Raw genomic sequence first — 12772 nt, 5'->3', positions numbered from 1 at the left:
CAACATCCCGTCCAAAACCGAGTTTTACAAGCTGCAAGGTGATTTCATTTAACGGGAGGAACCCTTTGTGAAAGACCAATTTGAATTAGTTTCAAAATACTCGCCACAAGGAGATCAGCCAGAGGCGATTCGCCAGTTAGTGGAGGGCATCCACCAAAATAAACGCCATCAAACACTGCTTGGTGCCACCGGTACGGGTAAGACATTTACCGTTTCAAACGTGATTAAAGAGATAAACAAGCCCACTCTTGTCATTGCCCACAATAAAACACTTGCCGGCCAGCTTTATAGTGAGTTTAAGGAATTTTTCCCGAACAACGCGGTCGAATATTTTGTCAGTTACTATGATTACTATCAACCGGAAGCCTATGTGCCACAGACGGATACATTCATTGAAAAAGATGCCAGCATCAATGATGAGATAGATAAACTACGTCACTCCGCTACCTCTTCCTTATTTGAGCGGAAAGATGTCATTATCATTGCCAGCGTCTCCTGCATCTACGGTCTCGGTTCGCCGGAAGAATATCGTGAAATGGTGCTGTCACTCCGAACAGGAATGGAAATTGAGCGCAATCAGCTGCTGCATCGCCTTGTCGATATCCAATATGAACGAAATGATATTGATTTCAAGCGGGGAACCTTTCGTGTCCGCGGTGACGTTGTGGAAATTTTTCCGGTTTCACGCGATGAGCATTGCGTGCGCGTTGAATTTTTCGGCGATGAAATTGATCGCATTCGCGAAGTCGATGCCCTTACAGGTGAAATCATCGGCGAACGCGAACATGTGGCTATTTTCCCGGCATCCCACTTCGTTACAAGAGAAGAAAAAATGCGGGTAGCCATTGAGAATATTGAAAAAGAGCTAGAGGAACGACTTGAGGAACTACGCGCAGACAACAAACTGCTTGAAGCACAGCGGATCGAGCAGCGGACACGCTATGATCTCGAAATGATGCGCGAAATGGGCTTTTGCTCAGGGATTGAAAACTATTCGCGACATCTAACGCTCAGACCAGCTGGCTCAACTCCCTACACACTTCTGGATTATTTTCCGGAAGATTTTCTCATGATTATTGATGAGTCACATGTCACCCTGCCACAGGTCAGAGGGATGTTCAATGGCGATAAAGCGCGAAAACAGGTGCTTGTTGACCATGGCTTCCGTCTACCGTCAGCCCTTGATAACCGGCCGCTAACCTTTGATGAATTTGAAAAACATGTACACAATGCTATTTTTGTATCAGCAACGCCCGGTCCGTATGAGCTTGAGCATACACCGGACATGATTCAGCAAATTATCCGTCCGACAGGACTCCTTGATCCAACCATTGAAGTCCGTCCGATTGAGGGGCAAATTGATGATTTGATAGGGGAAATTCATGACCGCGTAAAGAAAAATGAACGGGTACTTGTTACGACACTGACGAAGAAAATGTCTGAAGACCTAACCGACTATCTCAAGGAAATCGGGATTAAAGTTCAGTACCTTCACTCGGAGGTCAAGACGCTCGAACGAATAGAAATTATCCGCGAGCTGCGAATGGGGAAATATGATGTTCTCATCGGAATCAACCTTCTACGGGAGGGTCTTGATATCCCTGAGGTTTCGCTCATAACGATACTCGATGCCGACAAAGAAGGTTTCCTTCGCTCGGAACGTTCGCTCATCCAAACGATTGGTCGGGCTGCCCGGAATGCTAATGGCCACGTCATCATGTATGCAGATAGAATCACGGATTCGATGGAGAAGGCGATCGGCGAGACAAAACGGCGTCGTGAAATCCAGGAGGAATATAATAAGAAACATGGTGTAACACCTCAAACGATTCAAAAGGCAATCCGTGATGTCATTCGCGCCACCCATGCGGCTGAGGATCAGGAGGAGTATACACCGGCTTCATCGTTTGGCAAAATGAACAAGAAAGAAAGAGAAAAGCTAATTGCGACAATGGAAAAAGAAATGAAAATCGAAGCCAAAGCGCTTAATTTTGAACGGGCGGCCGAGCTTCGTGACTTACTTTTGGAATTGAAAGCGGAAGGATGACGTATACACATGGCAATGGAAAAACTGATTGTGAAAGGCGCCAGAGCCCACAATTTGAAAAATATTGATGTCACGATTCCGCGAGATAAGCTTGTTGTTGTGACGGGACTTTCCGGATCAGGAAAGTCTTCGCTCGCGTTTGATACGATTTATGCGGAAGGCCAGCGGCGGTATGTTGAATCGCTTTCGGCCTATGCAAGGCAATTCCTTGGACAAATGGATAAGCCTGATGTCGATGCGATTGAAGGGCTTTCTCCTGCGATTTCGATTGATCAAAAAACAACTAGCCGCAACCCGCGTTCAACTGTCGGGACAGTGACAGAAATTTATGATTACTTACGATTATTATTCGCAAGGGTTGGACATCCAACCTGCCCAATTCACCATATTGAAATTTCCTCACAAACGATTGAACAGATGGTCGACCGCATTCTTGAATATCCGGAGCGGACAAAAATGCAAATCCTTGCCCCGATTATTTCCGGACGAAAAGGGGCACATGTAAAGGTCTTCGAAGACGTGAAAAAGCAAGGCTTTGTCCGGGTGCGCGTGGACGGAGAAATGATGGATCTTGGTGAAGAGATTGAACTCGAAAAAAATAAAAAGCACTCGATTGAAGTGGTCATCGATCGAATCGTCGTCAAAGATGGTATTGCTGCAAGGGTAGCTGACTCACTTGAAACAGCTTTGAAACTGGGCGAAGGAAAAGTAATCGTCGACGTGATGGGCGAAGAAGAATTATTGTTTAGCGAAAACCATGCTTGCCCTATTTGCGGCTTTTCCATCGGCGAGCTAGAACCGCGGATGTTTTCCTTTAACAGTCCTTTTGGTGCCTGCGCGGAATGTGACGGGCTCGGCTCCAAGCTCGAAGTCGATGTCGATCTTGTTATACCGAATAAGGACTTAACCCTAAAACAGCATGCGATTGCCCCGTGGGAGCCGACAAGCTCACAGTATTACCCGCAGCTCTTGGAGGCTGTTTGCAATCATTTTGGCGTGGATATGAATACGCCTGTAAAGGACATTCCGGAACACCTATTGGAAAAAGTCCTCTACGGTTCCGGCCGTGAAAAAATATACTTCCGTTATGAGAACGATTTTGGGCAAATTCGTGAGGGGAATATCGAATTTGAAGGGGTCATCCGTAACGTCGAACGCCGATTTAAGGAGACAAGCTCTGATTATATCCGTGAACAAATGGAAAAATATATGACCCAGAAGCCATGCCCAACATGTAAAGGCTATCGCTTGAAAAAAGAAACCTTAGCTGTTTTAATTAACGGCCGTCATATTGCCCATGTAACAGATCTTTCGATTGAAGAAGCACAGCAATTTTTCGCCGAATTGCAGCTTTCGGAAAAAGAAATGCAAATCGCCAAGCTGATTTTTCGTGAAATCAAGGAGCGTCTTGGCTTCTTAATCAATGTCGGACTTGATTACTTAACGCTTAGCCGGATGGCGGGCACCTTATCAGGCGGGGAGGCGCAGCGGATTCGTTTGGCGACACAGATTGGTTCACGCTTAACAGGTGTGATGTATATTTTGGATGAGCCGTCAATCGGCCTCCATCAGCGTGACAATGACCGCTTGATCGGTACATTGCGAAGCATGCGTGATATTGGCAATACCTTGATTGTTGTCGAGCACGACGAGGACACCATGCTCGCCGCAGATTATTTGATTGATATCGGACCGGGGGCCGGCATACACGGTGGTGAAGTGGTTTCCGCGGGAACACCTTCCGAGGTAATGGCAGACCCGAACTCGTTGACCGGTCAATATTTATCAGGAAAGAAGTTTATCCCGCTCCCGTTGGAACGCCGTAAACCGGACGGCCGCTATATTGAGATCAAGGGAGCATCCGAAAACAATTTAAAAAATGTGAATGTAAAGTTTCCACTTGGTGTTTTCATTGCCATAACAGGTGTATCTGGTTCTGGAAAAAGTACACTTATTAATGAGATTCTTCATAAATCGCTGGCACAAAAGCTAAATCGTGCTAAAACGAAGCCTGGAGAACACAAGAGTATCAAGGGAATTGAGCACTTAGAAAAAGTCATTGATATTGATCAGTCGCCAATTGGCCGGACGCCGCGATCCAATCCGGCTACGTATACCGGTGTGTTTGATGACGTTCGCGATGTGTTTTCGACTACGAACGAAGCAAAGGTTCGCGGGTATAAAAAAGGCCGCTTCAGCTTTAATGTTAAGGGCGGCCGCTGTGAGGCCTGCCGCGGTGATGGAATTATCAAAATTGAAATGCACTTTTTGCCTGATGTTTATGTTCCTTGTGAAGTGTGCCATGGTAAACGCTATAACCGAGAAACGCTAGAAGTAAAATACAAAGGGAAAAATATAGCCGATATCCTTGATATGACCGTCGAAGCAGCTGTAGACTTTTTCGAAAACATTCCAAAAATCAGCCGCAAGCTGCAGACGATTTTGGATGTCGGACTAGGCTATATTAAACTAGGTCAGCCGGCGACAACTCTGTCCGGAGGAGAGGCCCAGCGCGTGAAGCTTGCTTCCGAATTGCACCGACGATCGAACGGTAAGTCCTTCTATATTTTGGATGAGCCGACAACCGGCCTTCATGTGGACGATATCTCTCGTTTGCTTGTGGTGTTACAGCGCCTGGTTGAAAATGGCGACACTGTTTTGGTGATCGAACACAATCTTGATGTCATCAAAGCCGCTGATTATCTTGTTGACCTTGGCCCAGAAGGCGGCGACAAGGGCGGAACGATTATCGCAACAGGAACACCGGAGAAGATAGCAGAAACCCCTGTGTCGTATACCGGAAAATACTTAAAGCCAATCCTTGAGCGTGATCGGCTGCGAATGAAACAGCAAATTGATGAAAAAAGCACCGTAAAAGCATAAACAATGAAGAAGAGCCGGATGATTTCCGGCTCTTTTTTTCTGCCTTGTGGGAAGTTGAGATGGATTGGCGGAATTCATTAGAAGTTTGGTCTTCTGTCAAGAAAGTAGACACAAAAGTTTGAGATATTCTTTATTAAAAAACACTACCGCGCTTCGCTTGCTGGGGTATTCAAAATGATCAATTAAAAATGCCTAATTGATCATTTTGAATACCTAAAGGGAATTTATGAGATATAATCTGGCTCGTTTTGTAGATGCATTCTCTCGAATTGATTAGGTGAAAAATATCCTAATGTTGAATGTTTCCTCTTTTCATTATAAAAACTGCTTATATAGTAATTTATAGCCTTTACAGCTTCTGCTCTAGTCGCAGATTTCCTCCTGTAGATCAATTCCTTCTTGATTGTGGCGTGGAATGACTCGATACACGCGTTATCGTAAGGATCGCCTTTTTTACTCATACTAATTTGCATTTTGTTTTCTTTCAGGATGTCTGTATAGTCACTAGAACAATATTGAGAACCTCGATCCGAATGATGGATTAACCCTTCATCCGGCTGCCTGGAAATAAGCGCCATATTTAAAGTTTGGATAGACAACTCTTTTTTCATGTGAGTAGCCATACTCCAACCCACGATTTTTCTTGAGAATAAATCCATGATAGTTGATAAATAAACCCATCCCTCAATCGTCCAAATGTAGGTAATATCCGTAACCCATATCCGATTAGGTTCGTTTACATTGAATTGACGTTTGACCAGGTTAGGATAGATCTTTTGATCATGGTTTGAATCAGTTGTTACTACGTATTTTCCTTTTGGGGAAGCTGATAACCCTAATTTCTGCATGATACGTGCCACTGTTTTCTGAGAAACATTATAACCCCATTCTACCAGGTCAGCGTGTACTCTTGGGCTACCATAAGCTCCTTGACTTTCATAAAAGGATTTACATATTTTCTGTTCAATCTCTTTACGATAAGTTTCTTTTTCAGATTGAGGCTGATTTTGGGCGCGTAGCCATTTATAATACCCACTCTTGGAAACTTCAAGTACCATGCACATCTTCACAATGTTGTGTTCATCCGTATGGGCCTGAATGAAGCTATACTTTACGCTTGGTTTTTCGTGAAGATGTGCATGGCCTTTTTTAAGATTTCATTCTCCTCTCGTAGCTGTTGTATTTCTTTTTCATGTTGTTTTTTCAACATCTCCAGCTCTGAAGGGGTAATATAGTTTTCTTTTGATTGATCACCCTGGTTTTTCTTTTTATACGCTGCCACCCACCCAGATAAAGTCTTGTAGGAAAGCTCAAGTTCACGAGCAAGGTCTGATGCCTTTCGCCCTTCTTCCACAACTAATTTCGAAACGTAATCTTTATATTCCTGATCATGATGTTTCCCCATGTGTACACGTCCTTTTTAATGATGATTGTATTATAAACTATATCTCATTTGTCCGTGTCCACTTTTTAGACTAACTTTAAGTTTGGCGGAATTCCCCACCAATTCGGCGGAATCGGCCGCTTATAAAAAAAACCGGACGTTTCGAACCATTTATAGAAACTTTTTTCAATCCAGTCCGTACATAAAGAATAGAGGTGATGAACGAAATGGAAACTAGAAAAGTTCTTTCAAGTTTGTGTTATTTCAGTATTTTTTTTGCCGGGTTTATTTTTCCGCTTGCGGTCTTTATCGCTTCAGGAGATGAATCCACCAAAATGCATGCCAAAAAATCCTTATTATCGCATTTAATTCCGCTAATCCTAACACCGTTGCTACTATTTGCGGTATTTTATGATTTTACCAATATTCAAGATACGGTTCCTACTTTTACGATTATTAGTATTGCTGTGCTGGTCGTCGTCTGGCTCATTGTAGTGATTTGGAACATTGTCAAAGGCGTAAAGGTTCTACTGGCTGAATAAGCTGAAAGAGAGAGAAAAAAATGAAATCTGAGGTGGAAACGATGAAAGAGGAAAGAAAACGAATTCTGCAAATGGTAGAAGAAGGAAAGCTGAAGGTCGATGAGGCACTGGCACTACTTGAAGAACTGGAAAAAGCACAGCAAACGATGGAGCAGAAACAGGAACAAATTGTGAACGAGCTTTCCACAGCTGTTCAATTTGAAGAAACAAAAAAGGACGACCCATTCCAAGCAAAATACCAATCGACAAAGGATAAAATTTTTGACTTTGTTGATACGGCCCTAAAAAAAATCAAAGACTTTGATTTTGACTTGAATTTCGGTCAATCTGTTGATATCTCTCATATTTTCCATCAAGGAACCGCGGATGTAAAAGATATAGACATCGATGTGGCCAATGGTTCCGTTAAGCTTGCGGCATGGGAACAACCTGACGTAAGGATTGAGTGCCAGGCCAAGGTATACCGGGTCGACAATCAGGATCAAGCGCGGCAAAACTTCCTCCGTGATGTGATTTTTACTGTCGACCATCAAAAGTTACGTTTTGCGACGCAGCAGAAATGGATGAAGGTGGAAGCGGTCATCTATGTGCCAAAACGGCAATATGAGCGTGTCCGCATCAGAATGTTTAATGGCGGTGTGACTGGTGAAGAAATGAATCTTCACGATCTTCGGGTAAAAACCGCGAATGGCAAAATTGAACTTCAGCGCGTAAATGGAAAAAAAGCCGAAGTCGAAACGGCGAACGGAAGAATTAAGATTGCCGGCAGCCAGTTTGATGAGGTCGAAACGGAGACCATAAACGGTGCGATTCAGCTTGATGGTGATTTTAGAAAGGTGGAAACGCAGTCGTTTAACGGCAATATTAGTGTGAACCTGCACGGAAATCGTTCTGAATTGATTCAGGCCAAAGCGACAACCGGCGGCATTGACCTATATGTTCCGGAAGGAGTGCAGGTCAATGGCGAGCTCAAGACAAATCTTGGCGGTTTTAATGTGAACCTTACCGGTGTACAGGTGCTGGAGGAGAAAAGTGAAATGATTCAAAAATCGCTCCGCTTCCAATCGATCAACCATCCTGATAAAATGATGAGAATCTATGCCGATACGAAAACAGGCACGATTACGATTCACAAATCACAAGAGGTATAAGTAGGGGACACGAGAAGATGAGATGGCTAATTGGGTGTTTAATTAATGCGGTTTTGTTTATGGCACTTGCCGGTTATTTTCACGAAAGCTTTCAACTGACGGGGTTTTGGGCCGCACTTCAGGCAAGCATATTATTATCCATCTTAAATGTGCTGGTGCGTCCACTCCTGATTTTGTTTACTTTACCGGTAACGGTTTTAACGATGGGGCTTTTTCTATTTGTCATCAACGCGATTACTTTGGAACTGACCGATTATTTAATGGGGGATGCCTTTGAAATCCAAGGCTTTGGCATGGCACTGTTTTTCGCGGTGCTGATGTCGCTCGTGAACATCGTCATTCAAAAAACCATCCTGGAGCCATCAAGAAAAGCAAGAAAGTAAGGAAAAAGGTGCAGACCATTGATTAATGGTCTGCGTTTTTTAAGTTTTTGAACAACTTCCATTTGGTTCTTTTTCAAAAAATGCTAAAATAAGAGGAAATGAATTTTATGTTTTTAAAATTTGATAACTGTCTAGCTTCAGGCGCCATCGGCTCTATGGTCTAAGCCAATCCGACATGAAGGTTAAAGAACAACCTTCCTGCCGGCTCGTCTTATGCTTGTCGCCGATAGGCAGGCGCCTTACGCTTTTCTACGAGGAGGAACCTTCTTGACAAAAGTACGCACCAAAGATATTTTAGATAAATTTCATCTCGAATTGGTCAGTGGCGAAGAGGGAATTAACCGCCCCATCACCACAAGTGATATATCCCGGCCGGGAATTGAAATTGCCGGTTATTTTGAATTTTATCCAGCGGAACGGATCCAGCTTTTAGGAAAAACGGAACTGTCCTTTTTTGAGGAGCTGCCGGAAGGGGAACGCATTTCCAGAATGGACCGATTATGCACCGATATCACTCCAGCGATCATTGTCACAAGGGGTATCGAAGTTCCAGTCGAGCTCATTGAAGCAGCGGAACGGGAATCTGTGCCCGTTTTACGGACAACCATGAAGACCACCCGTTTTTCAAGCCGTCTAACGAATTATTTAGAAAGCAAGCTTGCTCCGACAACGGCGGTCCATGGCGTATTGGTCGACGTTTACGGAATTGGGGTGCTTATTACCGGAAAAAGCGGCGTTGGTAAAAGTGAAACGGCACTGGAGCTCGTGAAGCGCGGCCACCGTCTTGTTGCCGATGATTGCGTGGAAATCCGTCAAGAAGATCAGGATACATTAGTGGGCACATCGCCGGATTTAATCGAACACTTATTAGAAATCCGCGGCCTCGGCATTATCAATGTGATGACCTTGTTCGGTGCCGGTGCCGTTCGCAGTAATAAACGGATCACACTGATTATGGATTTAGAAATCTGGGATGCGAAAAAGCAATATGACCGCCTTGGCTTGGACGAGGAAAAAATGAAGATTATTGACACAGAGGTTACAAAACTGACCGTTCCTGTTCGCCCTGGACGGAACCTTGCTGTTATCATTGAGGTAGCGGCGATGAATTTCCGGTTAAAACGGATGGGTGTAAACGCGGCCCAGCAATTTACAGACCGGCTTTCAGATGTGATTGAAGACGGGGAACACGAGGATATGTAAGGAGGAGATAGAGATGGACGAAACATTTCAGCCGCTAAACCCAATAGCCTTTTCACTTGGCCCGATTGACGTGCATTGGTATGGGATTATTATTGGTTCAGGTCTGGCACTGGCCCTATTTTTAGCAATTAGAGAAGCAAATCGCCGTGGCCTACCCAAGGACACGTTTGCCGATTTGATGCTGTGGGCCATTCCGATCGCGATCATTTCTGCGCGAATTTATTATGTAATTTTTGAATGGAAGTATTATGTTAATCACCCGGCCGACATCCCGCAAATTTGGAATGGCGGGATTGCGATACACGGGGCGTTGATCGGCTCCGTCATTACCACGATTGTTTTTGCAAAAAAGCGAGGCATTTCTTTTTGGAAGATTGCCGACATTGCTGCGCCAAGTATCATTCTTGGGCAGGGGATTGGCCGTTGGGGTAATTTCATGAATCAGGAAGCCCATGGCGGTGAGGTGACTAGGTCGTTCCTTGAGAATTTGCATTTACCGGACTTTATTATCAATCAAATGTATATTAATGGAAGCTACTATCATCCGACATTTTTATATGAATCCATTTGGGATCTCGTTGGCTTCTTTTTATTAATTTTCCTTCGCCGGGTGAATTTTCGCCGCGGTGAATTATTCCTATCCTACGTCATTTGGTATTCCGTGGGCCGCTTTTTCGTCGAGGGTCTTAGGACCGATAGTTTAATGCTGGGCAGCCTTAGGATGGCGCAGACCATTTCGATTGCCTTGATCGTAGTGGCAGTGGCGATTATTCTTTATCGCCGGACTAAACAACGGTCAGAGATCCGATATTTAGATCAAGCTAATTAAAAAAAGCGCAAGCGCCCTGGTCAGCGGCGTATGGCCTGGAGCTGGACATTAAAAAGGGGTATGGGGAAATGTTTGTAAACTCATTAAAAAAGGGGTTGCTGGTTGGTTTTAAGACAACATGGTCATTAGGAAAAATTATTTTTCCGGTTACTCTGATTGTGGCAGTGCTGCAATATACACCTGTATTGCCGTGGGTGATGAAATTGATTTCCCCGTTGATGAAGCTGATTGGTCTATCGGGCGATGCCGCAATACCGCTTGTACTGGGAAATTTCCTCAATCTTTATGCGGCGATTGGTGCGATTTTGACACTTGATTTTTCAGTAAAAGAAGTATTTATTTTAGCCGTGATGCTGTCTTTTTCCCATAATTTATTCATTGAATCAAGCGTGGCAATGAAAGCGGGCGTGAAGCTGTGGGTGGTTCTGGTCACAAGGCCAGGGCTCGCTCTTCTGTCAGCGATCGTGATTAACCTTGTTTGGCACGGAGGCGGGGAAACAGCGAAGTATGGCTTGATTCAGCAGAGCACAGCACCGGCCAATGGGGTTGCCGGAATTTTAATCGAGGCCGTTCAAAAAGCGGGACTAGGCATTTTCCAACTAGCCATGATTGTCATTCCCCTAATGATGGTCATTCAAATTTTAAAAGACTTACAATGGTTACATAAATTTTCGAAAACAATGGCTCCGATTACGAAAACGCTTGGGATGAAGGAAAATACCTCCACGACCATGGCCGCAGGTTTATTATTCGGTTTGGCCTATGGTGCGGGTGTCATGATCCAGGCTGTAAAAGAGGATGGTGTCAGTAAAAAGGATATTACCCTGGCATTTATTTTTCTAATGGCCTGTCATGCGGTGGTCGAAGATACGTTAATCTTTGTCCCGCTCGGCATCCCGGTACTGCCGCTGTTTTTAATCCGGCTGGGTGTAGCGGTTGTGTTAACTTTAGTGGTCGGTACGATCTGGAAACGCTCAGGGCTTGTAAAAAGAAAGGAAGGCAACTATGAAAAACAAAATTACGACAATTCTATTTGATCTAGATGGGACCTTAATTGATACGAATGAATTAATTATTTCGACCTACTTGCATACACTGGAAAAATATTATCCGAACACGTACAGCCGTGAGGATGTACTCCCATTTCTCGGCCCAACCCTTCATGACGTCTTTGGCGGCATGGATCCCGACCGAGTGGAGGAAATGATCTCAGACTATCGCGCCTATAATATTGCCAATCATGATGAGCTTGTCAAAGAATTTGCCGGGGTACAGGAAACGGTTGAAACCTTGAAGGAGCGCGGCTATAAGCTTGGGATTGTGACAACGAAAAAGCTGGATGTAACTATGAAAGGGCTGCGATTGATGAATTTGGAAGGATTCTTTGAAGTGGTTGTGGCCTTTGATCATGTAGAAAAGGTCAAGCCAGATCCGGAGCCAATCCATAAGGCGCTCGAACAATTGAATTCGAACCCATCTGAAGCGATGATGGTCGGCGATAACTTCCATGATATTTTAGCGGGGAAAAATGCCGGAACATTGACAGCTGGTGTTGCCTGGTCCATTAAGGGAAGGGACTATGTGGCGAAATATGAACCGGATTACATGTTAGAGAACATGACTGACTTAATAACTGTTCTCGGAGAGTGAGAAGATGAGAAATACGACCCGCCACCCTGTTGAAGGGGCGAACTCTTTATGGCACGTCTACAAGACCGTGCCTTTTTGGAAGGTTGTTAAAAATTTTATTGTGATTCAACTGGCCCGTTATACGCCGTTTTTGGGGATGAAGAACTGGCTGTACCGCACTTTTCTTAAAATGAAGGTCGGTGAGCACACCTCCTTTGCTTTAATGGTCATGCTTGATGTGATGTTTCCGGAAAAAATCAGCGTCGGCCGTAACACGGTCATTGGCTACAATACTACCATCCTCGCCCACGAGTATTTGATTAAAGAATACCGGCTCGGATTGGTCGAAATTGGCAGTGAAGTGATGATTGGCGCCAATTCTACCATCATGCCGGGCATTACGATTGGCGATGGGGCAATAGTCTCAGCCGGGACGCTTGTCCATAAGGACGTTCCGCCTGGCTACTTCGTTGGAGGCAACCCAATGCGGGTGATTTATACGAAAGAAGAACTGACGCAGCGCCGGGCGGATGACCCGATCTATGGTGGGGAAAATAAAATATGATGTTTGGATTGAACTCGGTCTTAGCAACCGGGTTCTTTTAAAATAAAAAAGCTGCATTGGCGGAATAAATCCAATCTTCGGCGGAATCATCAAATACAAAAGCATACATACCTACTTTTAGTTCAACCAATTGTGAGATTTTTTCGTTGACGAATC

The 12772-nt window shown here is 44.4% G+C and carries 12 protein-coding genes; 10 read left to right on the top strand and 2 right to left on the bottom strand.

Annotated features, from left to right (window positions below):
- Positions 1-67: 67 nt before the first annotated feature.
- On the top strand, positions 68-2047 hold the full coding sequence (gene uvrB, locus G6554_RS05775) for an excinuclease ABC subunit UvrB (RefSeq protein WP_166239661.1): 1980 nt from the start codon (positions 68-70) through the stop codon (positions 2045-2047).
- 9 nt (positions 2048-2056) lie between these two features.
- Positions 2057-4930, top strand: coding sequence for an excinuclease ABC subunit UvrA (gene uvrA, locus G6554_RS05770; protein WP_166239659.1), 2874 nt, complete (start codon positions 2057-2059; stop codon positions 4928-4930).
- A gap of 224 nt (positions 4931-5154) precedes the next feature.
- Here uvrA and G6554_RS05765 read toward each other — a convergent pair whose 3' ends face one another.
- Both G6554_RS05765 and G6554_RS05760 read right to left on the bottom strand, forming a co-directional pair.
- Entirely contained in the window at positions 5155-6030 is an 876-nt protein-coding gene (locus G6554_RS05765; protein WP_347564281.1) for an IS3 family transposase, read from the bottom strand.
- Positions 6031-6041: 11 nt separating this feature from the next.
- The gene (locus G6554_RS05760) at positions 6042-6335 is read right to left on the bottom strand and encodes a transposase (protein ID WP_166239657.1); all 294 of its coding nucleotides are present in this window, start codon (positions 6333-6335) and stop codon (positions 6042-6044) included.
- A gap of 206 nt (positions 6336-6541) precedes the next feature.
- On the opposite strand from G6554_RS05760, the gene G6554_RS05755 reads away from it, so the two are divergent.
- The 8 genes from G6554_RS05755 to G6554_RS05720 all read left to right on the top strand — a co-directional run bounded on the left by G6554_RS05755 (position 6542) and on the right by G6554_RS05720 (position 12616).
- Positions 6542-6856: a magnetosome magnetite crystal formation protein family gene (locus G6554_RS05755; RefSeq protein WP_166239655.1), complete on the top strand. Its 315-nt coding sequence runs from the start codon at positions 6542-6544 to the stop codon at positions 6854-6856.
- Between the two features lie 20 nt (positions 6857-6876).
- Positions 6877-8007, top strand: coding sequence for a DUF4097 family beta strand repeat-containing protein (locus G6554_RS05750; RefSeq protein ID WP_347564279.1), 1131 nt, complete (start codon positions 6877-6879; stop codon positions 8005-8007).
- A gap of 17 nt (positions 8008-8024) precedes the next feature.
- The gene (locus G6554_RS05745) at positions 8025-8390 is read left to right on the top strand and encodes a phage holin family protein (protein ID WP_166239653.1); all 366 of its coding nucleotides are present in this window, start codon (positions 8025-8027) and stop codon (positions 8388-8390) included.
- Positions 8391-8657: 267 nt separating this feature from the next.
- Complete coding sequence (gene hprK, locus G6554_RS05740) at positions 8658-9593, top strand: HPr(Ser) kinase/phosphatase (protein WP_166239651.1); 936 nt, start codon at positions 8658-8660, stop codon at positions 9591-9593.
- A 13-nt stretch (positions 9594-9606) separates the two neighbouring features.
- Complete coding sequence (lgt, locus tag G6554_RS05735) at positions 9607-10422, top strand: prolipoprotein diacylglyceryl transferase (protein ID WP_166239649.1); 816 nt, start codon at positions 9607-9609, stop codon at positions 10420-10422.
- 68 nt (positions 10423-10490) lie between these two features.
- Positions 10491-11459 (top strand): nucleoside recognition domain-containing protein, encoded by a 969-nt coding sequence (locus tag G6554_RS05730; protein ID WP_166239647.1) that lies wholly within the window; start codon positions 10491-10493, stop codon positions 11457-11459.
- On the top strand, positions 11428-12072 hold the full coding sequence (gene ppaX, locus G6554_RS05725; protein ID WP_166239645.1) for a pyrophosphatase PpaX: 645 nt from the start codon (positions 11428-11430) through the stop codon (positions 12070-12072). The genes G6554_RS05730 and ppaX overlap by 32 nt, the downstream gene beginning before the upstream one ends.
- Positions 12073-12076: 4 nt before the next feature.
- The gene (locus tag G6554_RS05720; protein WP_166239643.1) at positions 12077-12616 is read left to right on the top strand and encodes an acyltransferase; all 540 of its coding nucleotides are present in this window, start codon (positions 12077-12079) and stop codon (positions 12614-12616) included.
- Positions 12617-12772: the final 156 nt, after the last annotated feature.

The organism is Bacillus sp. MM2020_4 (assembly GCF_011250555.1).
Taxonomy (GTDB): domain Bacteria; phylum Bacillota; class Bacilli; order Bacillales; family Cytobacillaceae; genus Neobacillus.
Note: the sequence above shows the minus strand (reverse complement) of the source record. Positions and strands in the feature narration are given on the sequence as shown.